Source organism: Microbispora sp. NPDC049125, assembly GCF_040802045.1.
Classification (GTDB): Bacteria; Actinomycetota; Actinomycetes; order Streptosporangiales; family Streptosporangiaceae; genus Microbispora.
This window is the reverse complement of sequence record NZ_JBEZDW010000012.1, coordinates 179,474-204,288: the sequence shown is the minus strand read 5'-3', so window position 1 is coordinate 204,288 and position 24,815 is coordinate 179,474. Positions and strand designations below refer to the sequence as shown.

Genomic DNA, 24,815 nt, shown 5'->3' with positions numbered 1-24,815 from the left:
TCCCTGCCCGCATGCACCCGCCCCACCCGCCCCGCCACCGCCGCACCCAACCGATCCCGCACCCCCAACAACTCCTCCACCTCAGCCAGACACACCGCCGCCGACTCCGGCACCCCACCCTCAACCAACGCCGCAACCGCCCCCACCACCCGCTCCACCAACACCCACGACGGAACCGCATCACCACCGCCCGAACCGGCCAAACCACCATCACCCCCGACCCCACCACCACTGACGTCGCCACCATCACAACCGCCGGCGCTACGGCCGGAGGCACCCCCATCCGACGGGAACGAGCCATGCTCGCCCCCGGCCTCGCCCCTGGCCTCAGTCCTGGCCTCAGTCCTGGCCTCGACCACTGGCCCACCCAACAGCTCGGCCTCCGGCGTGCCCACCGGCCCAGCGTCCACCTCACGCACAGGCCCAGCCCCCGGCATCGCCGCCGAGCCGCAACCGCCCCACAACACCTCCGCACGCCGGGCAGCCGAACCCTGCGACGACAACACCGACGCATGCTCCATCAGATCCACCCACCACCGCCGCCCCCACGACGGGCTCGCGCCGTTTGCGCCACTGTCGGCGGACGGATCACTTGACTCGAACATGCCAACCATCACAACGACTCAGCGTGATACTCGAAAACATGTACTAATGATCGCACACGAAGAGTGAGTTGACAACTTCAAATTGTGACACCAGGTGGTGTGGTAGTAGATCACGGGATCTGTGCGCCCTATCGCGGTCGCCGTACGGACCTCACCGCATCGTCGTCCCATCCGCGCGCCCACTCGCGAGCGTGGACTCACAGCACCGGGTTCATGGCGCCGGCGCCGCCGCACCGGTGTCATGGAGCCGAGCCGTCGGCTTGGTGGCGCGGGATGGCGCCGGGTACGGGGTAGCGCCAGGCGCGGGGTGGATGCCGGGCAGCGGGTGGCGTCGGCTACGAGGACGTGCGGGATGACGTCGGGTATGGATGACGCCGGGTACACGGGGGCCGGCTGCGGGGAGTGCCCCGCACGGCCTGAACGACGAGAAGTGCCCGGTGGGGGCTCACCGGGCACTTCTGTGGGGCACCCGCGCGGGACAGGTGCGTGGTCAGGCGTTGACGGTGGTCCTTCCACGGACCTGGAGGACCGTCAGGAGTGCGGCGATCACGGTGACGGCGCCGGTGATCCACGCGGTCCACGCGGCGGCCTGGTCGCCGTCGAACCCGAAGGCCCACGGCGAGACGAACAGCAGCGCTCCGAAGGCGGCGGTCACCCAGGAGCTCGCGCCGCCGGCCCCGAGGACGGCCCACAGGCCGGAGATCAGGAGCAGCGCGCCGAGGATCAGCAGCGGCTGGGTGGCCGTTTTGGCGTCCACCCAGAAGAACGGCGCGAGCACCGCGACCAGGCCCGCGACCAGGGCGACGATGTCGGACAGCGATCTCGACAGATCCATCCGTGCCTCCTACGGGGGAATGTGACCTTTGATCTGACGGTCCTTTTGATTGACCGCCCGGTCAACAATCCGGAGCGTGAGGCTTGTCTAACCATTGGTCATCGGGACCGGTGAGATTCCCGGCGACCCGGGGACGACTCAGCGGAACGCCGTGAGGCGGACCGCCTCCTCGATGGGGACGCTCCCGCCGATGAGCTCGAACACCCGGTGCCGCGTGTCCGGGACGTCGAGCAGCGCCGCGACCACCGCCGCCACGTCGTCCCTGGGCACCATGCCGCGGGGGAGCGGCGGGTCGGCGAGAGTCACCAGGCCCGAGCCGGGATCGTCGGTCAGTCCGCCGGGCCGCAGGATCGTCCAGTCGAGCCGCCGGCCGCGCAGGTCGTCCTCCGCCGCCGTCTTCGCCGTGATGTAGGCGGCCCAGACCTCGTCACCGCCCGGCGCGGGCGGCGCCCCCGCGCCCATTGAGGAGATCTGGATGAAACGGGGCACCCCAGCGCGTTCGGCGGCGTCGGCCAGCAGGACCGAGGCCCCCTCGTCGACGGTGAACTTGCGGGCGACCCCGCTGCCGGGGCCCGCGCCGGCGGCGAACACCACGGCGCCCGCGCCAAGGAGGATCTTGGCGACCTCCTCGACCCCGATCCGCTCCAGGTCGCAGACCACCGCCTCGGCTCCGGCGGCCCGGACGTCCTCCGCGTGGTCCGGGTTGCGTATCAGGCCGACCGGAGCGTCCCCGCGTGCGGCGAGAAGCCGTTCCAGCCGTAGAGCGATCTTCCCGTGCCCGCCCGCTATCACTACGCGCATACGCTCACCCCGTTTCCGATCCTCCCACGGCGGCCCGCCTCACCCGGGAAAGAGCCGGGTGAGGTTTGTGCTGGTTCGCGCTCTCACGGCTTGCGGCCGACGGCTCCGTACTGCGCCACCTGCGTGGGAACACCGATCTCGCTGTCGCCCGCACGCCAGAGCGAGCACGACACCAGGCCGGGCTCCAGCAGTTCGAGACCGTCGAAGAAGCGGGCGATCTCCTCGCCGCTGCGGGCGGTGATCGGCGGCGTGGCGTGCTCGTTCCAGAACCGCATGGCCTCCACGTTCCCCTCGCCGCCGAGCTCAAGCGTGGGATGGGTGAGCGCGAGGTGGCTTCCGGAGGGAACGGCGTCGACCAGTTGATCGACGATCGCCCTCGCCTCGTCGGTGTCCAGGACGAAGTTGAGAACGCCCAGCAGCATGATCGCCACGGGCCGGGTGAAGTCGAGGGTCTCGGCGGCCAACCGAAGGATCTTGCCTGGGTCGTGCAGATCCGCGTCGATGTACGCGGTGACGCCGGGGGTGGTGCTGGTCAGCAGGGCCCTGGCGTGGACCAGCACGAGGGGGTCGTTGTCGACGTAGACGATCCGCGACTCCGGGGCCACGCGCTGGGCGACCTCGTGGGTGTTGTCGGCGGTCGGCAGTCCGGTGCCGATGTCCAGGAACTGGCGGATTCCCACCTCGCCCGCCAGGTGGCGGACCACGCGGCCGAGGAAGGCGCGGTCGGCCCTCGCGACGTGCACGATGCTGGGGAACATCCCGAAGATCTGCTCGCCGACCTCACGATCGACGGCGTAATTGTCCTTGCCACCGAGCCAGTGGTTCCAGACCCGGGCGTTGTGGGCCACGGTGCTGTCCAACGCGATCGGCGGGGCCTCGTCCGGGCCGGAGGTGCCAGGGCCATCGGTCACAGGAGCGCTCTTTCCGTCTTATGGGCATACATGTGGGTTCCCATACTGCTGCGATCTTCGACGCCATGCCACGCTCCCCGTCGGATCGGGCGCCGCCCGGAGGTCTGGGCGCTCTCCCTCGCCGGCCCCTGAGGCGTGATCTTCCCTGTGCCGCCACATAGTCATCACCTCATGTGATAGTCATGTGACTGTCAGTGATCGCTGTGGGCCTCCGCCCGCGTACCAAGGGATGGTCATGCTGGTCTGCGCACTCGCCGTGGTGGCCGCGGTCGCCACGGTGGCCCTCGCCGCCTTCGTCTTCCGCAAGCTCGACCACGGCACGGACGACCGCGATCCGCAGGGGGCCTCCGCCGGCCACGCCGGATCCATGCTGTCGTCGCTGTTCCTGCTGATCTTCGCCATCGCCATCGTCGTGCCGTGGACGTCGGCCGACTCGGCGCGGCAGAACACCTACGTCGAGACCCAGGCCGCCGTGGAGACGTACTGGGCGGCGGCCGCCCTGCCCGCCCCCGACGCGGCACAGATCCAGGAGGGTCTGCGCGACTACGTCGCGTTCGTGGTCGCCAAGGAGTGGCCGATGATGGCGAGCGGGGAGCTCAGCCCGGAGGGGTCGGCGCGGCTGGAGTCGTTGCGGACACGGGTGACGGCGCTGCCGGTGACGAGCGACGACGCGCGCGACGCCCGTGCCGACGTGCTGAGCCGGATGGGCGACATGTTCGCCGCCCGCCGTCAGCGCGCCGCGGACGCCCACACCACGCCACCTCCGGGTGTCCTGATCCTCACGGTCGTGGCCGGGCTGATGATCGTCGTGTTCCCGTTCATGGCGGGGGCCCGGCCCAGAGGCATCACGCTCATCCCGATGTCGGCCATGGCGGCGCTGCTCGCGGTGGGCGTCTACCTCGCGTGGGACATCTCACGCCCGTTCACCGGTGGCCTGGCGGTCAGGCCCGACGCGTTCACCGCCGCCCTGGAGGAGTTCCAGCGGATCCCCGGAGGCCGCTGACATGAGGCTCCGACTCGCGGGCGCGCTCGCGGGGGTCGCCGTGCTCGCCACCGGCACCGCCGCGCCGGAGGCCGCCGCGATCACCACGGCGCCCCTGACGCCGATCAACGGGACGGCCGTGACGCCGATCGCGGGGACGGCGGCGGCTCAGTCGCGAGCGGCGGCGGTGGCGCCGATCATCCGTGGGGCCATGGCGCCGATGAGTGCTGCGGCCGTGCTGCCGCCTCCGGTCAGGGACGATCCGGGCGGCTCCGGGCCGGGTCTCGGTGTCGCGGTGTGCGTCGAGCTCCACCCCGTGGTGGACCTGCACGTGGGCCTCGGCATCGGGACACCGCCCCCCGCGTGCACGCCGCCGACCCTTGTCCCACCGCCTCGCGCCGCGCCGCCGGAGCGTCCCCGGCCTCCCGCGCACCGGGCGAGAGCTGCTCCCGCCCCGCGGGCACGGCCCCCGGCCAGGACGCCGGTCCGGCCGGTCCGGGCCGTCCCCCGACCGCCGGCGGCGTCGCCGGAGCCGAGCCCGGTCTCCCGGCCGTCGCCGTCCCGTACGCCGGTCTACCGGGTGCAGGCCAGGCGGGCCGAGGGGCCGGTACGGCGTCGCCAGCCGCTGCGCACGGTCGTCGTCCTGGTGATCCTCTCCGTGGTGATCGCCGCCGCCGCTGCCGTGGCCTTCGGCAGGTGAGGACGCCCAATCGGCCGGGCCGCCCCGGCCGATGGGACACCGTAGGGACGCCGTCATGACGGAACGGTCATGACGGCACGGTCATGACGGCGGCGGGGGCGCGGTGGGCGGATGAGGCCGGGAGGCGGTCGCCCGCGCCACGACCTCCTCGGTGGTGAGCGGGCTCCTGAGGTGGTGGCTCAGGCACAGTGGCGTGCGGACCTTCTTGAACGTCACGCCCTCCACTGCCACGTAGAACTGGCCCGAACGCAGCTTGCCCACGTCGGGGACGGCGCCGCCCTTGGCCCTCGCCATCTCCGTCGCCGCCGTGATGTGGGCGGGTGCGTTGAGCAGCCCGAAGAACTGCGTGGCGGCGTTCCCCGGTATCCGGTTGTGCAGCCCCTTCGGCGCCTGCGTCGCGAACACCAGCCCGAGGCCGTACTTGCGGGCCTGGGCGGCGAGGACGAGCGTGCTGTGGGTGGAGGCCGTCATCGCACCGGACGGGGCGAACGTCTGGGCCTCGTCCAGCACGAGGAGACCGCCCAGGGGACGGTCTCCCGCCGGGTGCCGCTTGATCCACGAGAACAGTGCCATCTGGAGCTGGTTGACGAAGTTCTGCCGCTGGGTCTCCGACGGCAGGCCCGCCAGATTGATCACCGAGACGCGCGCCTTCCTGCCCTCCGCAGGAGTCAGCAGGACCCCGGCGTCCACCGGCGTCCCGCCGCCGGCGAACAGCGGATCGTTGACCGTCGCCGCGGTCAGGCTCTGGCCGATCTCGGCCGCGAACCTGGCAGCGCCGTCGATCCTGCTGAGGCCGTCCGGCAGCTCGGCGAGCATGGCGATCAGCCCTTTGAGCCCCCGGCCTCCCTGCCTGCCGTAGAAGGTCACGGCCTCGCGGAGCACCGCGCGGCACAGAAGGGCCTTCCTCGTGCTGCCCTGCAGGTTGGCTCTGGGCGTCAGCGACGCGACCGCCACGTCCACGGCCTCGCGGAACTCGTCGGTGTCGCCCAGGACGCTCGCGAAGTCCGGCAGCGGCTGGAAGCTGAGCGGGCGACAGTTCTCCTTGCCGGGAGTCCAGACGACCACGTCGGTGGCGGCCAGGTAGCGGGCCGCTCTGTCCGCGTCACCCGGGCCCCACTCCGGCGGCGGCTCCGGCCACGGGTCGCCGAGCCGGGCCAGGTCGTTGTTGGGGTCGAGGACGATGGAGGAGACGCCTCGCAGCGCGCACTCCTCGACCAGGCGCCGGATCAGCACCGTCTTGCCCGACCCCGACCCGGCGAAGATCGCTGTGTGCTTGCGCAGGGCCTCCAGCTCCAGATCGACGGGCGTGCCGTCCAGCAGGGTCGTGCCGATCGTGAAGTGCGGCGCCCGCCCCGTGCCCGGAGATGGGGAGTCGGCCGGCGGCGAGGCGGGGGGAGGGGGTTCGGCCGCGTGTGGGTTGGCAGAGTGCAGGTCGGCCGGTTGCGGTTCGGTGAGGTGGGGCTCGTCCAGAGAGGGAACGGCCCGCAGATGGGGGACGGTGGAACCCGATCGCCTTTTTTCCGCAGGCCGATCGGGTGTGACCGCGGGGGAGGCGGCGGTGGCGCCCACCGCCGTCCGCGCCAACGGGGCTGGGGTCACCGGGGCCGGGGCGACCGGGGGCACGCGGGTCATTGAGGCCGCCTCTGCGAGCTGCGCCGCCCGGGCCGGTGCGACGGTCGCCGGGGCGACGTAGGCGGCCGGCGCCGGTGTGGTGGCGGGCGTGGGTGCGGTGGCCGGTGTGGTGCCGGGCGCAGGGGACGGCGTGGCGGTGGGTGTGGTGCCGGACGTGGCCGATGTGGCGCCGGGCGCGGCGCGCGTGGCCTGCTCGGCGGCCGGCGGGGTGGAGGGAGCCGGCACTGACTGTCGCTCAGCCGGGTCGGTCCACGCGTCGCCCAGCGCCTCGCTGAACAGCTTCACCCCGCTCGCCGGCTTCCGGGCGGACAGCCACGCCTGCAGGTTCACGGCGTTGTCCGCCAGGAGGTCGCGCAGCGCGGCGAGGATCCGCAGGTCCTCTTCCACCACCTGGACGACCCGGCCGCCCGCCTGCTCGAACGTGGCGACCACCTCCTTGGTGCGCGGCCCGTTGGCCCAGGGATGGTTGCGCAGTATGAACAGCCTGCGCTTGCGGACCGCCACGTCCAGCCCGGCCGCGACCGCTGCCGCACGCAACCGGTTCAACGCGGCGGTGTGGTTCGTCGCGGCGATGGCCCGGAAGCACCAGTGCGCCTCGTCCTCGATCGCCTCCCGGAGGCTCCGGCGCAGTCGCGCGTGAAGGGGAGGCTTGGTGCTCGGCGGCGGGTCCTGGGTGAACGCGTCCCCGGCGTCTCCCTGCTCCGCGATCCACGCGGAGAGCCCGGCGGACAGCAGCGCCGGCATCTCCACGTCCTCCGTCGCGGGGTCGAGCGCCGCCGTGACGTCGGCCTTGTCGCGGAGCTCGGCGAACCGGGCGTCCAGCGCGGCGAAATCGTCCGCCAGGGGATCCTTCGGCGAGAGTCCCGGCAAGGGGCCCGGCAAGATATCCGGTGGGTCTTCCACCACAGGGAGGCGCCCGGTCGTGTCGCGGGGCGCGTCGGTCAGGCGCTCAAGCTCGGTGATCCCCTGACCGGCCAGGCAGGCGCGGACATGGGTGTCGATCCGGATGAGCAGCTGGCGGGGGGTGTACTGAAAGGCCTCGGCGAACGCCGACGGCTTGACCGGCCAGGTGGGGTACGGCGGCTCGAACCCCGCGGCGCCGTACTGCGCCGTGAACCGTTTCTCGATCAGCGCGCGGCCGACCTCGGCGTCCGGGATGGTCTTGAGGGGCTCGGTCACCCTGAACCGGTCCTGCGCCGTGTCGGTGGCGTGGCTCTTGATCAGCACCCAGGTGCTCGGGAGGCAGGAGATCACGGTCAGCGTGCGGCGCGTCACCTCGCGAAGGGCCATCAGGCCGCCCGCGATTCGTACGATGTCCCGCGTCTGTCCCTGGGCGTGCCCCATCCCGGGGTCCGTGACCATCGCGGTCTGGTCGATCAGCGCGTCGAACTGGTCCACCGCGATGACCGAGGGCCCGGTGAGCGCGAGCAGCCACGACAGGTCCCTGACGATCTGCTGCGGGGACTTCTCGATGGTCCGCAACCCCCAGGCCGCGCGCTCACCGGGCTCTCCCTCGGGCGCCGAGGCCAGGTACGCGTCACCGACGTCCTGGGCCCTCAGGTCGCGGGACGCACGCAGGACGAGTGCCCTCGCGGTGTCCTGAACCTCCCGGCCGACTTCGCGGTCGTACGTGCGGAGGGCGTCGACGAAGCGGTCCAGGTCCGGCCTCGACAGCGGAGCGTCTCCCGTCACCGACCGGAGGACCGCCTGCGGCACGTCGGTCAGCATGGACAGGCGCCACAGGAGCTCTCTGAGCTGGCTCCCCGTCCCCATGATGGGACGGGACAGGCTGTCGAGCATCGACAGCAGGACGCTCTCCCAGAAGTTGCCGGCGTCGAGCAGGCTGACCAGGAAGAAGTACGCGTCCTCCTCGTGGGCCTTCTGACGGACCCAGCCGAGCAGGTGCGTCTTGCCGGCGCCGCGCTGGCCGCGAATGACGACGCCGATCGGGCTGGCGTCGGCGCTCTCCTCGGCCTCGATCAGGCCGTTGAGGAGGACCTGCACGGTGTCGCGGTGCAGTGCTCCGACGTGGAACGGCGACGGACGCCACACGTCGTCGGGGACCTGGGCGTAGTTGAACCGCAGCGCCTCAAGGGCCCTGCGTGCCTCGGCCGTCATCGTGCTCCGATCAGGATCAGGTGCTTGGCCTGGTCTCCGATGGTGACCGCGGCGTTCCTGTCGTCGTCGGTGAGCATCTTCTGGTTCGACTCGGGCACGATGTGCACGCCGGGCATGCCGATCATCCGCCGGAGGGTGTCGTCGACCTCGGTCCTGGGGGCGTCGCCGAGCAGCGGGCGCAGCCTCGTCAGGCTCACCCAGGCGCCGGGCTCGGCGGCCAGCTTCTCGTACGCGGTGCGGATGAGGCCTTCCACATCCGGAGCGCTCGACGAGACCACCTCCGGAACGGACGGCGTGATCTCGTCCGGGGGAATCGGGTGGATCACGTCCTCGTCCTGGGCGAAGATCTCGGCGAGGCGGCCGTCCGAGCGGTGCAGATGGCGCTGCAGGCCGATGACCAGCGCGCGGAGCGCCGCCCCCGGCGAGCCGCTCTTGGGGATGGGGAGCCCGTCGTGGAAGAGTTCCGCGACGTGGGCCCATCCCGAGTCGGTCAGCGTGTGCGTGAACGAACGGCCGGTCTTCCAGCTGTCCACGAGCTTGCGGTCGTTGAGGGCTGTCCGCTCTTTGCCGGTGATCGTGATGCCGTACTTCTCCTCAAGCTCCGGGTTGGAGACCTCTCTGGCCTCGGCCATGAGGATCAGCAGGGCGCACGTCGCGGGGAGGGAGAGGGGCTTGTCAGCCATGTGATGATCCTTCGAACGTTCCATTGCGGCGTTTGTGGAGGAATTGCTCCAGCTGGCGGAGCACGGTGTCCAGCTCGGTGAGGACGTGGGTGTTGGTGAAGCGGAGGACGGCGAAGCCGTCCATCTGGAGGCGTACGTCGCGGCGGTGATCCGCCTCGTACGCGGCGGCGGAGCGGTGCTCGGAGCCGTCGATCTCCACGGCGCAGCGCTCGTCACGCCAGAGGAGGTCCACGCGGATGGGGTTGGTGAGCACGTGCGACTGGTAGGTCTGGTTCCACGCCCGCCCGGAGGCCCAGCGGCGGGAGGTCAGGGCGGCCTCCAGCGCCTTCTCCGCCCGGCTCGCAGGATGCGGCCGTCCGGCGACCGCCGGATAGCGTACGGCGGGCAGGGGAGGCGGATCGGCGGGCGGCGTCCCGCTCCCCAGGCCGGGAAGGCCGGCGACACCGTCCGGGAGGCGTACGGACATCTCCTGCAGCCGGTCGACCGCCGCGAGCGGGGCCCCGGTGAGCCAGACGCCGAAGCCGCCTCGCGCGGCGAGCCATTCGCCTGCGGCGACCAGCACCTCCTCGCCGGCGGGGGACAGGCCCGCGGGGACGTGGAAGAGCAGGGCGACCCGGTCCCGGCCGAAGCTGCGGGCGAGGACGCGGGCGAGCCCGGCGGCCCTCACCTCGGGGGCGAACCCGCCGCTCGCGGCCGCGGAACCGCGCAGCGCCCGCTCGGCCAGGTCGGCGAGGAACGGCCCGAAATTCCGGGTGACCGACGCCGTCCGCGAGGCCAGCGCGCGGACGGCGGCCACGTTGGCGCCTCCGGGGCCGTCGATGCCGTCCGCCTCTGGCAGCCATGCCGGGAACAGATCGGCGGCGGCCGACTCCAGCTCGGCGAGGGCGGCGGACACCGCGTCCGCCGCCGAACGGGTGGGACGGGGAAAGTAGGTGATCACCGCCGGCGCGGCGTCGGGCAGCGGCTCGACGGACAGGGCGACCGCCTCTGCCGCCGCACGGCCCAGGAGGATGACCCGGCCGGTCGGCAGCTCCACCCACGATCGCGCCACGCCGATTCCTTCTGCCGCTGCGATTGATGACATATCAGCGTGGGAGAGGGTATATGCCTGCCGGAAGACCGTCCACGTTTCTCGGGGAATTCCCCGAATTTCGCTATTAGGGCACACTTGTCCCCTCTGACCAGTTCGGAGTGTCGACTTAATCGACTTATATCCGATTTAGTCCTCCGAGGTTGCGCGATTGACATGCGCGCCTGTAAATGACAATGTTGAACGTTCAATCCTGTTTAGAGTGACCACCAGCAGTACAGGTGGTGCTTTCGGCGGACGGTCCGCACGGCGAGGTCGCGCAGCTGCTGCAGGCTCTGGAACGCGTCCGCCGGGTCCTCGTCCCACCAGAACTCCTCCGTGCGGGACCACGGCCCGGCGACCTCGCGCAGCCGGTCGTCACTCGCGCCCGCGAGCACGGCGGTGACCTCGTCGGCGATGGTGACGACGCCCTGCTCCTCGCCGTCCTCCCAGGGCGTCAAGGTGATGGTGTTCCCGGGGTGCCGGACGAGCTCGGCATAGGGCACGCCGGTGAGCAGCGCCTCAAGGGTGCCCAGCATCACGGCCGGATCGATGCCCTTGAGGTCGATCATGTCCTTCGGCTCGACGCCGTTCGGAGGGCAGCCCGGCCCCGCCGGCCAGCCCTGGACCGAGACCGCCTCGTCGTCGTCGGCGGCGCTGAAGTAGTCGTACAGAACACCCATGCGCGGCAGCGTGCCAGGCGGCCGGCGGCGGCGTCACCGGGAGTGGCCCGATTGTGATCAACGACCGGCGGCCGGCGCCCGTGTGACGGACGCCGGCCGCGCGAGCCGCTGGAGTGCCGGGACGCGCGTGAGCGACTGGGACGTCGCGACGTGGTCTGCGACAGGTCTAGAACACCGGGACGCCGTCCCGGACGAGCCTCCAGTTCACCTGGGCGAAGCCGGCCGGGTCGATCGTGCCCGAGGCCGTGGCGTACTCGATCAGTGCCTGACGGATCTCCACCTGGGCGTTGTAGACCACCGGCGCGGTCGTGACGTGCGGGAACCCGCCGCCGCCCGACTGCCGGTAGTTGTTGATCGCCACCACGAACTGCTGGTCGGCGGCCACCGGGGCGCCCTGGTACGACAGGCCGACGATGCGCTGCCCCACCGGCTTGGAGACGTCGATGTCGTAGGAGACGCCCGAGAGCTGGTCGTAGTTGTAGTCAGGCGTCCCGGCCGCGTTGGTCAGCGTGGCGAGGTCGACCGGGGCTCCGGGGGCGAGCTGGGTGAAGTACTTCGCCGAGTACTCCAGGTAGTCCTTGATCTGCGCGCCGGTCAGCTTGATCCCCAGCAGCGTGTTGTCGTAGACGTACAGACCCGCCATGTCGCGCACGCTGACCGGCCCCGCGGGGAAGACGGCGGTGCGGCTGAACGGCGCCGCGATCGACAGCACCGGCAGCGAGGCGTCCGCGGTGCCCGCGATCGCCTTGCTCACCAGGTCGGTCTGCACCTTCTGGATGTAGTCGAGGATCGCCGTGTCCTTGTACGGCGACTCGGCCGCCGACAGCTGCTCCTTCGACTGGGCGATCACCCGGTTGACGTACGCGACCGTGGTGTCGTGCTGGGCCCGCATGAGGGAGACGATCTTCGGGTCCTCGGGCACCGTGTTCGTGTTCACGGTCGTCGACGCCTTGCCGGTCACCGCCCACCGGCCGCGCTCCTTGGCGAGGGTGAAGTCGACCACGCTGAGCCGCTGGCCCCACTTGCTCGGCTCGGTGAGCAGGACCTGCGCGCCGGTCGCCTTGTTGGTGACGAACCGCTGCGGCACGTCGTTGTGGGCGTGGCCGAACAGGACGGCGTCGATGCCCGGCACCTCCTCGGCCACCATCGCCGCCGCGTTCTCTACCGGCAGGTCCGTGCCGTAGGAGGACAGGCCGTTGTCGCCCGCGTGGGCGGTCACCAGCACGACGTCGGCGCCGAGCCCGCGGATGACCGGCACCCACTTCCTGGCCGTGGCGACCAGGTCGAGGAACTTCAGCCTGCCCTCGACGTTGGCCTTGTCCCAGATGGCGATGCCGGGGTTGGTGAGGCCGAGCACGCCGACCTTGATCGGCTTGTCGCCCTTCACCTTCATGGTCTTGATGACGAACGGCAGGTACGCGGGCAGGCCGGTCTTCGCCGAGACGGCGTTGGCCCCCAGGACGGGGGCCTTCATCTGCTTCACCCAGGTGGCCAGCAGCGGCAGCCCGTAGTTGAACTCGTGGTTGCCGAGCGTCACGGCGTCGTACCCGATGGCGTTCATGGCCTTGGCCATCGGGTGGGTCTGGCCGGTCTCGGTGATGGGCTCGACCTTGGCGTAGTAGTAGTCGAGCGGCGTGCCCTGGATGGTGTCGCCGGAGTCGAACAGCAGGGTGTGGTCCGCCCCGCGGTCGGCCCGGATGCGCGTGACCAGCGTCGAGACCTTGGCCAGGCCGACGTCGTTGTGCGCGCTGTCGTCGAACTCGGCGTTCTTGTAGTAGTCCCAGTTCAGGGCGTTGCCGTGGATGTCGGAGCTGGCCATTACGGTGATCTTGACCGTGTGGCCGGAGGCTGCGGACGCGGGGGCGCCGGGGGTGAGGGCGCCGAGGGCCACGACGGTCGTGCCGATGGCCAGCGCCCGGCTGATCGCTGCATACATGGATGGCGACGATAGTGATGATTGATCACCCAAGGGTCACGGGATCCTTAACCGGACATGTCGCGGGAAGGTGTCACCGTCATGACGATCACCTCTGGCCTTCACGGGTAGTACCCCCGGGATGGACGACCGACGACACGACAAGCTGGGGACGTACCGGGCGAAGCGTGATCCACGGCGCACGAGCGAGCCCATCCCGGACGACACGCGGCGGGGCGGGGACGACACGTTCGTGATCCAGGAGCACCACGCGCGCTCCCTCCACTGGGACCTCCGGCTGGAGCGGGACGGCGTCCTCGTCTCGTGGGCGATTCCCCGGGGGCTGCCGCCGGATCCCGCGACCAACCACCTCGCCGTGCACACCGAGGACCACCCGATGGAGTACGCCGCCTTCGAGGGCGAGATCCCGGAGGGGGAGTACGGCGGCGGCACGATGACGATCTGGGACAGGGGCCGCTACACCACCGAGAAGTGGAACGACCGCGAGGTCAAGATCGTGCTGAGCGGCTCCCGGGCGTCGGGACGATACGTGCTGTTCCAGACGGACGGCCGCAACTGGATGATCCACCGGATGGACCCTCCGGACGCCGGCTGGGAGCCCCAGCCCATGTCGCTCGCGCCGATGACGCCGGTGACCCGCTCCCGCGTCCCCCGGGACGCCGGCGCCTATGCCTGGGAGTTCGCGTGGGGCGGCCTGCGGGCCCTCGCGCACGTCAGCGGGGGCCGGCTCGTCCTGCGCTCCGCCGCCGGCGACGAGATCACCCGCGAGCACCGCTGGCTCCGCCCGCTGGCCGAGTCGCTCGGGAGCAGGGCGGTGACCCTCGACGGCGAGATCGTCACGCTCGGCGGGACGTCCGTCTACGTCTGCTACGACCTGCTGTACGACGACGGGCGGCCGCTGCTCGCCGAGCCGTACGAGCGGCGCAGGGCCGGCCTGGAGGAGCTGGGGATGACGGGCGCCCGCTGGCAGATCGCGCCGAGCTGGCCGGGGGAGGTCCAGGCGGTCCGGCGGGCGGCCGCGGGCCAGGGGCTGCCGGGCGTGGTGGGCAAGCGCCTCGGCTCGCCCTACACGCCGGGGGAGTCGCCGTCCTGGGTGTTCGTGGCGGCCTGAGGCCGGAACATGCCCAGCTCGGCCGCGTAGCTCTCGAGCTTGGCCCGCAGCTGCCGCCGCCCCCGGTGCAGGCGCGACATCACGGTCCCGATCGGCACGTCGGTGATGTCGGCGATCTCCTTGTAGGAGAACCCCTCCACGTCGGCGAGGTAGACCGCCAGCCGGAAGTCCTCCTGAAGCTCCTGCAGCGCCTGGCGCACCCGCGAGTCCGGCAGGGCGTCCAGCGCCTGCGCCTCGGCCGACTTCAGCCCCGTCGACATGTGGGACGCGGCCTCGGCGAGCTGCCAGTCCTCGACGTCCTCGGTGCCGGCCCTCTGGGGCTGCCGCTGCCGCCGCCGGTAGAGGTTGATGTAGGTGTTGGTCATGATCCGGTACAGCCAGGCCCGCAGGTTCGTCCCCTCGCGGAACTGGTGGAAGCTCGTGAAGGCCTTGGCGTAGACGTCCTGGACGAGGTCCTCGGCGTCGGCGGGGTTGCGCGTCAGCCGCAGCGCCCCGGCGTAGATCTGGTCGATGTACGGCACGGCGTCCCGTTCGAACCTGCGCCGCTGCCTCTCGACCGCCGTGTCGTCGACGATCGTCATGTCCCCACCCCCTCCTGAGAGACGTGCCCCCTCACGATTACTACGACCGCTTCCTCCCGTACGGCCTCACCTGACGCCGGCGACCGCTTGGCCACCGTTTGCCGATCAACACCGATGAGCTTGTACAAAACAGTGCATCTTAACGAATTCTCCTGCCCCACTCCGGTGTGGCCCCCCCACGGAGGAGTGAGGCGGAAGCGCGACGGCCGCGGTCGCCGCCGTTCCTCGGGGGAAGGGCGGCGCCGCGGCCGTCGTGAGAGTGCGGGTCAGCGCACGTAGATGACGGGCTGGGGCGGGGTGGACATGCCGTTGCCGAGGAAGAAGCTCGGGTGCGGCGGCTGGTTGTAGGCGGTGTTCTGCCAGGCGATCGCCTCGCGGTACTGCACGTCGTGCATCAGCGTCCAGAGCCGCTGGGTGGTGACGTCGGGCGTCGAGTAGATCCGCAGGGCGGTGTTGGAGGTGGTCGGCCAGACGACCTCCTCGCGCCAGTCGCCGAACAGGTCGGCCGACAGCGACGGGGTGGACTTGGTGCCGTTGTTGGAGTGGACGTCGCTTCCTGTCAGGAGACGGGTGTCGCTCGACGTGCCGTACTTGTCGATGTGGGTGCCGTCGAGCAGCTCGCGGACCGGGTCGGCGTCCCACCAGGCCAGGAAGTTCGCCGAGCCGGGCTTGCGGCCGACGTTCTGGCCCCGGGTGTTGTACACGCCGGAGACGGCGGACGACCACGACTCGGCGCCCGGGCTGCCGGACCAGATGTCGCCGGAGACGCCGCGCCCGTTGTCGCAGCCGCAGGAGGCGTTGCTCCAGATGATCGAGCCGGTGCGGGCGTCGGCCATCCAGGCCGCCGGCTTGCTGGTGTCCTCGTCGACCTTGAAGACCTCCAGCCCGCTGCGCGACGGGTCGAGGTCGCCCACGTGCAGCGCGTCGCCGTGCCCGTTGCCGGTGTTCCACATGGCCGAGCCGTTGTCGTTGATCGCCATCGCACCGTAGATGATCTCGTCCTTGCCGTCTCCGTCGGTGTCGGCGACCGAGAGCTGGTGGTCGCCCTGGCCCGTGTACTGGCTGCCGGCGGAGTTGGAGTCGAACGTCCAGCGCTTGGTCAGCGTGCCGTTGCGGAAGTCCCAGGCCACCACCACGGTACGGGTGTAGTAGCCGCGCGCCATGATCAGCGAGGGACGGGTCCCGTCGAGGTAGGCGGTGCCGGCGAGGAAGCGGTCGACCCGGTTGCCGTAGCTGTCACCCCAGGAGGAGACGGTGCCACGCGGCGGGTCGTAGTTGACCGTCGACATGGCGGCGCCGGTCTGGCCGTTGAACATCGTCAGGAACTCGGGGCCCGACAGGACGTAGCCGGAGGAGTTCCGGTAGTCCGCCGAGGAGCTGCCGATCACCCTTCCGGTGCCGTCCTTGGTGCCGTCGGCGGTCTTCATGGCTACCTCGGCCTTGCCGTCGCCGTCGTAGTCGTACACCTGGAACTGGGTGTAGTGGGCGCCGGCGCGGATGTTGCGGCCGAGGTCGATCCGCCACATCCGGGTGCCGTTGAGCCGGTAGGCGTCGACGAAGACGTTGCCGGTGTAGCCCGACTGGGAGTTGTCCTTGGCGTTGGACGGGTCCCACTTCAGGACGAACTCGTACTGCCCGTCGCCGTCGAGGTCGCCGACACTGGCGTCGTTGGCGCTGTAGGTGTAGGCCACCCCGTCAGGGGTGGTGCCGCCCCCCGGCGGCTGGATCGGCACGTCGAGGTAGCCGCCGCCGGTGAAGCGGAGCGACGACTCGGAGGCCGCCTGCTCGCTGCCGTTGACCACGGCGCGGACCGTGTAGGAGGCGTCGGCCGCCGCGCCGCCGTCCAGGTAGTTGGTGGAATTGGTGATCGGCGTGGAGTTGACCTTCGTCGATCCCCGGTAGAGGTTGAACCCGGTGCTCAGGCTCTCGGTGCCCAGCAGCCGCCACGACACCAGGTTGCCGCTGCCGGACCGCACGCTGATCAGGCCCCGGTTGAGGTCCTCCATCTGCCGCGCGCCCGCCGGTGTCGGCGTGGGTGTCGGAGTGGGTGTGGGTGTCGGGGTGGGTGTGGGTGTCGGGGTGGGTGTGGGCGACGGTGTCGGGGTGGGTGAGGGGGTGGGTGTGGGTGTCGGGGTGGGGCTGGGCGTCGGCGTCGGCGTCGGGGTGGGTGTCGGGGTGGGGGTGCCCGGCGTCCCTGTGCAGGCGACGCCGTTCAGCGCGAAGTTCGAAGGATCCGGGTTGGACGAGTTGTTCCATGACGCGTTGAAGCCGAAAGACGTCGAGCCGTTGGTGGCCAGGGACGCGTTGTAGCCGGCGTCCTTCGCGCTCACCTGGGAGCCGTTCTGGGTGGCGGTGACGTTCCACGCCTGGGCGATCGTCTGTCCTGCCGTGAACGACCAGGTGAGAGTCCAGCCGTTGATCGGGTCGCCGAGGTTGGTGACCGTCACCTCCGTCCCGAAGCCGCCCTGCCACTGGTTGGTCACCTTGTAGTCCACCCGGCAGCCGGTGGCCGCGGACGCCGCGGTGGGGACGACCCACGCGCCGGCCAGGGTGGCGCAGGCGACGACGGAGAACAGAGCGTATCTTCGCCGCGAGATCATGGAATCTCCTGTGTGAGGGGTGCGCGTCCCGCGGTGGACGAACGGCGGGATGGGTTGACACGATTTAATCGGCAAAGCTAGGAAGCGTCATGCCGCACGTCAACGACACCGTCGGGCAGGCCGAGGGCCGCCCGGCCTCCGTACGAGGTGGGCGGCCCGGCCCGCGGTGAAGGGGCTGAAACTTACACCCGGCGTCACCCGCCGAGAGTCACCTTGAGGATCTTCGCGTTGCTGTTGTTCGGGATGCCGTCCTTGTCACCGGCGCTGGTGGTCAGCCACAGGCCGCCGTCCGGGGCGGGCTCGACCGTGCGCAGCCGGCCGTACGTGCCCTGGAAGTGCTGGGTGACGTTGGTCAGGGTGTTCCCGCTGATCACCGCGCGGTACATCCGCTCGCTGCGCTCGCAGGCGATGTAGACGACGTCGCGGACGACCGTGAGGCCGCTGCAGGAGCCCTCGGCGACCGGGTAGGTCCGGACGGGCGCGATGTAACCGGCGTTGGCGCAGCTTCCCGTGGTGCCCTCGCAGGCGGGCCAGCCGTAGTTGCCGCCCTTCGTGATCAGGTTGGTCTCGTCCATCACGTTGTTGCCGAACTCCTGCTCCCACAGCCGGCCCTGGGAGTCGAAGGCGATGCCCTGCGGGTTGCGGTGACCGTAGCTCCAGACGTAGTTGCCGAACGGGTTGTCCGACGGCACGGTGCCGTCCGGGTTGATCCGCAGGATCTTGCCGTTGAGGCTGTTGAGGTTCTGCGCGTTGTCGCCGTTCTGGGCGTCTCCTGCGGAGGCGTAGAGCTTGCCGTCCGGGCCCCACCGCAGCCGGCCGCCGTTGTGGTACTTGTTGCGCAGGATGCCGGTGACCAGGATCTGCTCGGTGGAGGTGTCCAGCATGCCGTTGACGTACTTGATCCGCACGATCCGGTTGTCGGTCGGCGACGTGTGCATCATGTACAGCCAGTTGTCCGTGGAGAAGTTCGGGGAGATCGCCAGCCCCATCAGGCCGCCCTCGCCGTTGGTGTCGTCCACGTTCGGCACGGCGCCGATGTTGGTTTTCGCCCCGGTGGCGGGGTTCAGTCGCATGATGTCGTGGACGTCGCGCCGGCTGTAGAGGATGTCGCCGTTCGGCAGCGTCAGCAGGCCCCAGGGAAGGTCGGGTTCGGACGCCACCTCGGTGACCCCGCAGACCGGGTTGGTGCAGGAGCCCCCGGTGGTGACCCGGACCTCGGAGCTGTGCGGGGAGACGTTGCCCGCGGCGTCGAGCGCGACCACGTAGTAGGTGTAGGCGGTGCTCTGCGCGAGCCCGGAGTCGTTGAACGTGGTGCCGGTGCCCGAGCCGACCCGCGTGCCGTTGCGGTAGATCTCGTAGTTCTTGACGCCGACGTTGTCGGTCGACGCGGTCCAGGTCAGCGTCACGGAGGTGCCCGACGCCGTTCCACGCAGGTTCCCCGGCGCCGTGGGCGCCTGGGTGTCGTTCTGGCAGGCCGGCGGCGTGACGCTGACGGTGGCGCTGCCCTGCGAGACGTTGCCGGCGGCGTCACGGGCGTTCACGTACCAGCCCCATGTCACGAGCGGGACCACGGTCAGCGAGGTCGACAACGTCGTCCCGCTCACCGACTTCACCAGCTGCCCGTCGTGGTAGACGTCGTAGGCGGTCACGCCGACGTTGTCGGTCGAGGCGTTCCAGGAGAGCGTCACGGAGGAGCACGTCAGGTCGCTGCTCCGCGGGTTGCCCGGGACGGTGGGAGGCTGGGTGTCGGTCGTCCCCGTGGTTCCCTTCGTCCAGCGCTGGTTCGCGCTCGCGTTGCAGGTGGCCAGTACGACCGCCGTGCCGTTGGCGTCCGCGGCCCCCGTGACGTTGAGGCACAGACCGGACTGCGTCCCCTTGACGGTGCCGTCGGCGTTCAGCGTCCAGCGCTGGTTGGTGCCGCCGGTGCACGTCCAGATGACCACGCGGGTGCCGGGAGTGGTCTGGCGCCCGTAGGCGTCCAGGCACATCGTGCCGTCGAAGTCGCGCAGCTCGCCGGCGGAGGTGAACGTCCAGCCCTGGCTGGTGCCGCCGTTGCAGTCCCAGATCTGCGCGGCGTTGCCGGCCGTGCCGGTGTGGTTGGCGACGTCGAGGCAGCGGCCCGAGTCGGCGCTGATCAGAGGTGTCCCCGTGACCGCCGACGCCGGGACGGCGGCGGCGAGCGGAGCGGTGACGGCCGTCAGGGCGGCGATCGCGAACGCGGCGGCCTGGTGGCGCCACCGGGACGGGCGCGTGCGTCCGGGGCGCGTACGGAGGGAGTCCATCCATGGCCTCCAGAGGGGAGTCGAGACGATCCGAGTTGATCGGATGAGGGTGTCGAAGAGGCCATGAGAACGCGAAGCGGGCGTAGCAGTCAATTCAGAGAGTCAATATCCCGGACTGCCATCCGTCCGGGACACGTTCCAATTACGGTCCCCCCGCGCCGCCGCTCCGGCCCATAGCTGGGATGATGGCCGTCCATAAGCCTCACCTGCGAAAACCGGCCGGCGTGGGCGGACCTGAAACTTTCACGCGTCATGGGCCGAGAGGGAAATCGGCGGCCCTCGGGGGGCCACCGATCTCCTAGAAAACCCGATTTCTTCGCTTTTTCGCGTTTATTTGCGGAATTTCCGGTTCGCCGGAACGCATCCTCTGGTGGATGCGGCTACGCGGTGGGGTGTCCGGGCAGCTCCAGCCAGTGCTGCATGCGGACGATGAGCTCTTCGGCGTCGACGGGCTTGGTGACGTAGTCGCTGGCGCCCGACGACAGCGTCTTCTCCCGGTCGCCGTGCATGGCCTTGGCCGTCACCGCGATGATCGGCAGATGGGCGAACCGCGGCATGGACCGGATCGCCAGGGTGGCGGCGTATCCGTCCATCTCCGGCATCATGATGTCCATCAGGACCACGTCGACGTCCTCGTTGCGCATCAGCACCTCGATGCCCTTGCGGCCGTTCTCGGCGTAGAGCACCTGCATCCCGTGCAGCTCCAGGATCGTGGTGAGGGCGAAGACGTTGCGCACGTCGTCGTCGACCACGAGCACCTTGCGGCCCAGCAGTGCGCTGTCGACCCGCTCGACCTGCTGCGCGCCCTCCTCCGAGGAGGGCTGTACGAGCGGCAGCACGTTGCCCGGCTCCTCGGCCGACAGGTGCAGGGTGATCCGCTCGCGCAGCTCGTCCAGGCTCGGCAGGCGCTCCAGCGGCTGGTTACGCGACCGCACCTGCAGCAGGTCCTCCTGCGGCCGGGACAACTTGCGGGAGTGGTGGGCCAGCACCGGCAGCGCCCGCAGGGCGACGTCGGCGTCCAGGCCCTTGAGGAACTCCGCCGCCGCGTCGTGCGGCATCCCCAGGTCGAGCACGATGCAGTGGAAGCCCTCCTGCCTGAGGGCGGCGAGCGCCACCACCGGGTCGCTCGCCGTCGACACCTGGACGGGGCCGTGGGTGTCGTTGAGATCGGCGGCGACGCTCTGGGCCAGCATGGACAGCAGGCCGCCCGGCCGGGCCTCCACGACCAGCAGGCGGCGCCGCTCCTTGCCGTCGAGCCGGTGCGACTCGACGGAGGCCGTCGCGGGCGCGTGGGGCGTCTCGGTCGTCATGGCCGTCGCAGCTGTCACAGCCGTCTTCGCGGCCGCCGGCTCAGGCAGGCGTACGGCCGGCTCCCTCTCCAGAGGCTCGGCCTGCTCGGTGAAGTGGATCAGCGGCAGGTAGAGGGTGAACGTGCTGCCCTCGCCCAGCGTGCTGGTCGCCCGGATCTCCCCGCCGAGCAGCGTGGCGATCTCCCGGCTGATCGACAGTCCGAGGCCGGTCCCGCCGTACTTGCGGCTGGTGGTGCCGTCGGCCTGCTGGAAGGCGTCGAAGATCTGGGAGAGGTTCTCCGCCGCGATGCCGATGCCGGTGTCCACCACGTGGAAGGCGAGCACCTCCTGCCCCGTGTGGCCCGGGAGGCTCACCCCGTTCGCCCGCTGGATGCGCAGCTCCACCGAGCCGTCCTCGGTGAACTTCACCGCGTTCGACAGCAGGTTGCGCAGCACCTGCCGCAGCCGCTGCTCGTCGGTCATCAGGTGGACGGGGACGTCCGGCCCGACCGTGACGCCGAACCGCAGGCCCTTCTGCGTTGTCAGCGGCCGGAAGTTGGCGTCGACGTAGTCGAGGAGCTGCCGCAGGCTGACCGGCTCGGGAGTGATGTCCATCTTCCCGGCCTCGATCTTCGACAGGTCGAGGATGTCGTTGATGAGCTGGAGCAGGTCGGTGCCGGCCGAGTGGATGACGTTGGCGTACTCCACCTGCTTGGGCGTCAGGTTGCGGGTGGGGTTCTGCGACAGGAGCTGGGCGAGGATGAGCAGCGAGTTGAGCGGGGTGCGCAGCTCGTGGCTCATGTTGGCGAGGAACTCGCTCTTGTACTTCGAGGCCAGCGCGAGCTGCTGGGCGCGGTCCTCCAGCTCCTGCCTGGCCTGCTCGATCTCGCTGTTCTTGGTCTCGATGTCACGGTTCTGCTGGGCCAGCAGCTCGGCCTTCTCCTCCAGCTCCGCGTTGGAGCGCTGCAGCTCCTCCTGGCGCACCTGGAGCTCGGTGGCGAGGCGCTGCGACTCGGTCAGCAGCGAGTCGGTCCTGGCGTTGGCCACGATCGTGTTGACGTTGACGCCGATCGTCTCGACGAGCTGCTCAAGGAAGTCGCGGTGGGCCTTGGAGAAGCGGCGCAGGCTCGCCAGCTCGATGACGCCGAGGACCTGGTCCTCCACCACGATCGGCAGGACCACCAGGGTGACGGGGTCGGCGTGCCCGAGGCTGGAGGCGACCGTGAGGTAGCCCGGAGGGATGTCCTCCACCAGGATGGTCCGCCTGGCCAGGGCCGACTGGCCGACCAGCGACTCGCCCATCGCGTAGCGGCGGGAGGTCTCCCGGTGGCCGTAGCTGCCGACCACCCGGAGCTCGACGCCGTTCGTGGTCTCCTCGGCCAGCAGGAACGTGCCGTGCTGCGCGCCGACCAGCGGCGCCAGCTCGTTCATCACCAGCTCGGCGACGGCGGCGAGGTCGCGGTGGCCCTGCATGAGACCGGAGATGCGGGCCAGGTTGGTCTTCAGCCAGTCCTGCTCCTGGTTGGCCCGGGTCGACTCGCGGAGCGACTCCACCATCGAGTTGACGTTGTCCTTCAGGTCGGCCAGCTCGCCCTCCGCGTCCACCGTGATGGAACGCGTCAGGTCGCCGGAGGTCACGGCGCTGGCCACCTCGGCGATCGCGCGGACCTGGCGGGTCAGGTTGCCCGCCAGCTCGTTGACGTTCTCGGTCAGCCGCTTCCAGGTGCCCGACACGCCCTCGACCTCGGCCTGCCCGCCGAGGCGGCCCTCGCTGCCGACCTCGCGGGCGACGCGGGTGACCTCGGCCGCGAAGGAGGAGAGCTGGTCGACCATCGTGTTGATGGTCGTCTTCAGCTCCAGGATCTCGCCGCGGGCGTCGACGTCGATCTTCTTGGTCAGGTCGCCCTGGGCGACGGCGGTGGTGACCTGCGCGATGGACCGCACCTGGCTGGTCAGGTTGTCGGCCATCGAGTTGACGTTGTCGGTGAGGTCCTTCCAGGTGCCGGCCACGTTGGGCACCCGGGCCTGGCCGCCGAGCTGTCCCTCGGTGCCGACCTCGCGGGCGACGCGGGTGACCTCGTCGGCGAACGCGCTGAGTGTGTCGACCATGGTGTTGATGGTCTGGGCGAGCGCGGCGACCTCGCCCTTCGCCTCTACGGTGATCTTCTGCGACAGGTCGCCGCGTGCGACGGCGGTGGCCACCTGGGCGATGGACCGCACCTGGCTGGTCAGGTTGGACGCCATGACGTTGACGGAGTCGGTGAGGTCCTTCCAGGTGCCCGACACCCCGCGTACGGTGGCCTGGCCGCCGAGGCGGCCCTCCGTGCCGACCTCGCGGGACACCCGGGTGACCTCGTCGGCGAAGGAGGAGAGCTGGTCGACCATCGTGTTGATGGTCTCCTTCAGCTCCAGGATCTCGCCGCGAGCGTCCACCCGGATCTTCTGCGAAAGGTCGCCGCGTGCGACGGCGGTGGTGACCTCGGCGATGCTGCGTACCTGGTCGGTGAGGTTGTCGGCCATGACGTTCACCGACTCGGTCAGCGCCTTCCAGGTGCCGGAGACGCCCTTCACGTCGGCCTGGCCGCCGAGACGGCCTTCGGTGCCGACTTCGCGGGCGACGCGGGTGACCTCGTCGGCGAACGCGCTGAGTGTGTCGACCATGGTGTTGATGGTCTGGGCGAGCGCGGCGACCTCGCCCTTCGCCTCTACGGTGATCTTCTGCGACAGGTCGCCCTTGGCGACGGCGGTGGCGACCTGGGAGATGTTGCGTACCTGGCTGGTGAGGTTGCCGGCCATGAAGTTGACGGAGTCGGTGAGGTCGCGCCAGGTGCCCGACACGCCCTTCACGTCGGCCTGGCCGCCGAGCTGTCCCTCGGTGCCGACTTCGCGGGCGACGCGGGTGACCTCGTCGGCGAAGGAGGACAGCTGGTCGACCATGGTGTTGACGGTGTTCTTCAGTTCCAGGATCTCGCCGCGCGCGTCGACGTTGATCTTCTGGGAGAGGTCGCCGCGTGCGACGGCGGTGGTGACCTGGGCGATGGAGCGGCCCTGGCTGGTGAGGTTGCCGGCCATGAAGTTGACCGAGTCGGTGAGGTCGCGCCAGGTGCCGGCGACGCCGGTGACCTGCGCCTGCCCGCCCAGCCGTCCGTCGGTGCCGACTTCGCGGGCGACGCGGGTGACCTCGTCGGCGAAGGAGGACAGCTGGTCGACCATGGTGTTGACGGTGTTCTTCAGTTCCAGGATCTCGCCCCGGGCGTCGACGTTGATCTTCTGGGAGAGATCGCCGCGTGCGACGGCGGTGGTGACCTGGGCGATGGAGCGGACCTGGCTGGTGAGGTTGCCGGCCATGAAGTTGACCGAGTCGGTGAGGTCGCGCCAGGTGCCGGCGACGCCGGTGACCTGCGCCTGCCCGCCCAGCTGTCCCTCGGTGCCGACTTCGCGGGCGACGCGGGTGACCTCGTCGGCGAAGGAGGACAGCTGGTCGACCATGGTGTTGACGGTGTTCTTCAGCTCAAGGATCTCGCCCCGGGCGTCCACCGTGATCTTCTGGGAGAGATCGCCCTTCGCCACCGCGGTGGTCACCTCGGCGATGGAACGCACCTGGCTGGTCAGGTTGCCCGCCATCGCGTTGACCGAGTCGGTGAGGTCCTTCCAGGTGCCGGAGACACCCGGCACCTCGGCCTGGCCGCCGAGCTGCCCCTCGGTGCCGACCTCGCGGGCCACCCGGGTCACCTCGGAGGTGAACAGGGAGAGCTGGTCGACCATGCCGTTGAACACGGTCGCGATCTCCTTCAGCAGCCCGTCGCCCTCCTCGGGCAGCCGGGTGCCGAAGTCACCGTCGCGCACGGCCGTGAGACCCGCGAGCAGCTGCCGCAGATCGAGCTCCGAGTCGCCGCCGCGGCCGGTTCTCGCGCGCTTCACGGTTGCCGCCCTGTCGACCATTCCACCCTCACACTCCGCGTCGTGACCAGGAAAAGAAAGCATATAAACCGTCGTG

Annotated in this window: 16 protein-coding genes; 3 read left to right on the top strand and 13 right to left on the bottom strand. The window is 70.3% G+C overall.

Annotation, left to right across the window (positions count from 1 at the left end; translation table 11 throughout):
* The 4 genes from AB0B72_RS16865 to AB0B72_RS16850 form a co-directional block, all read right to left on the bottom strand.
* Positions 1–203: hypothetical protein (locus tag AB0B72_RS16865; RefSeq protein ID WP_367739689.1), on the bottom strand; the 203-nt coding region annotated here is incomplete at its 3' end.
* Between the two features lie 892 nt (positions 204–1,095).
* Positions 1,096–1,440 (bottom strand): SPW repeat protein, encoded by a 345-nt coding sequence (locus AB0B72_RS16860; RefSeq protein WP_367739688.1) that lies wholly within the window; start codon positions 1,438–1,440, stop codon positions 1,096–1,098.
* 138 nt (positions 1,441–1,578) lie between these two features.
* Positions 1,579–2,241 (bottom strand): SDR family oxidoreductase, encoded by a 663-nt coding sequence (locus AB0B72_RS16855; RefSeq protein ID WP_367739687.1) that lies wholly within the window; start codon positions 2,239–2,241, stop codon positions 1,579–1,581.
* 83 nt (positions 2,242–2,324) lie between these two features.
* On the bottom strand, positions 2,325–3,152 hold the full coding sequence (locus tag AB0B72_RS16850) for an SAM-dependent methyltransferase (protein WP_367739686.1): 828 nt from the start codon (positions 3,150–3,152) through the stop codon (positions 2,325–2,327).
* Positions 3,153–3,387: 235 nt separating this feature from the next.
* Here AB0B72_RS16850 and AB0B72_RS16845 point away from each other — a divergent pair, with 235 nt between their 5' ends.
* On the top strand, positions 3,388–4,155 hold the full coding sequence (locus tag AB0B72_RS16845; RefSeq protein ID WP_367739685.1) for a hypothetical protein: 768 nt from the start codon (positions 3,388–3,390) through the stop codon (positions 4,153–4,155).
* Between the two features lies 1 nt (position 4,156).
* Entirely contained in the window at positions 4,157–4,834 is a 678-nt protein-coding gene (locus AB0B72_RS16840) for a hypothetical protein (RefSeq protein ID WP_367739684.1), read from the top strand.
* 81 nt (positions 4,835–4,915) lie between these two features.
* On the opposite strand, the gene AB0B72_RS16835 is transcribed toward AB0B72_RS16840, so the two are convergent.
* The 5 genes from AB0B72_RS16835 to AB0B72_RS16815 all read right to left on the bottom strand — a co-directional run bounded on the left by AB0B72_RS16835 (position 4,916) and on the right by AB0B72_RS16815 (position 12,955).
* Positions 4,916–8,584 (bottom strand): DUF87 domain-containing protein, encoded by a 3,669-nt coding sequence (locus tag AB0B72_RS16835; protein WP_367739683.1) that lies wholly within the window; start codon positions 8,582–8,584, stop codon positions 4,916–4,918.
* Entirely contained in the window at positions 8,581–9,267 is a 687-nt protein-coding gene (locus tag AB0B72_RS16830; protein WP_367739682.1) for a hypothetical protein, read from the bottom strand. The genes AB0B72_RS16835 and AB0B72_RS16830 overlap by 4 nt, the downstream gene beginning before the upstream one ends.
* Entirely contained in the window at positions 9,260–10,318 is a 1,059-nt protein-coding gene (locus AB0B72_RS16825; RefSeq protein ID WP_367739681.1) for an endonuclease domain-containing protein, read from the bottom strand. The genes AB0B72_RS16830 and AB0B72_RS16825 overlap by 8 nt, the downstream gene beginning before the upstream one ends.
* Positions 10,319–10,554: 236 nt before the next feature.
* The gene (locus AB0B72_RS16820) at positions 10,555–11,019 is read right to left on the bottom strand and encodes a hypothetical protein (protein ID WP_367739680.1); all 465 of its coding nucleotides are present in this window, start codon (positions 11,017–11,019) and stop codon (positions 10,555–10,557) included.
* Positions 11,020–11,185: 166 nt separating this feature from the next.
* Positions 11,186–12,955: a bifunctional UDP-sugar hydrolase/5'-nucleotidase gene (locus AB0B72_RS16815; protein WP_367739679.1), complete on the bottom strand. Its 1,770-nt coding sequence runs from the start codon at positions 12,953–12,955 to the stop codon at positions 11,186–11,188.
* A 121-nt stretch (positions 12,956–13,076) separates the two neighbouring features.
* On the opposite strand from AB0B72_RS16815, the gene AB0B72_RS16810 reads away from it, so the two are divergent.
* The gene (locus tag AB0B72_RS16810; RefSeq protein ID WP_367739678.1) at positions 13,077–14,066 is read left to right on the top strand and encodes a DNA polymerase ligase N-terminal domain-containing protein; all 990 of its coding nucleotides are present in this window, start codon (positions 13,077–13,079) and stop codon (positions 14,064–14,066) included.
* On the opposite strand, the gene AB0B72_RS16805 is transcribed toward AB0B72_RS16810, so the two are convergent.
* From AB0B72_RS16805 to AB0B72_RS16790, 4 genes are all read right to left on the bottom strand, one after another.
* Positions 14,021–14,647, bottom strand: a complete 627-nt coding sequence (locus AB0B72_RS16805) for a sigma-70 family RNA polymerase sigma factor (protein ID WP_367739677.1) — start codon at positions 14,645–14,647, stop codon at positions 14,021–14,023. The two genes, AB0B72_RS16810 and AB0B72_RS16805, sit on opposite strands and share 46 nt — an antisense overlap.
* Before the next feature lie 266 nt (positions 14,648–14,913).
* Complete coding sequence (locus AB0B72_RS16800; RefSeq protein WP_367739676.1) at positions 14,914–17,247, bottom strand: cellulose binding domain-containing protein; 2,334 nt, start codon at positions 17,245–17,247, stop codon at positions 14,914–14,916.
* A 194-nt stretch (positions 17,248–17,441) separates the two neighbouring features.
* Entirely contained in the window at positions 17,442–19,529 is a 2,088-nt protein-coding gene (locus AB0B72_RS16795; RefSeq protein ID WP_367739675.1) for a PQQ-dependent sugar dehydrogenase, read from the bottom strand.
* 380 nt (positions 19,530–19,909) lie between these two features.
* Positions 19,910–24,739: a HAMP domain-containing protein gene (locus AB0B72_RS16790; protein WP_367739674.1), complete on the bottom strand. Its 4,830-nt coding sequence runs from the start codon at positions 24,737–24,739 to the stop codon at positions 19,910–19,912.
* Between the last annotated feature and the right edge of the window lie 76 nt (positions 24,740–24,815).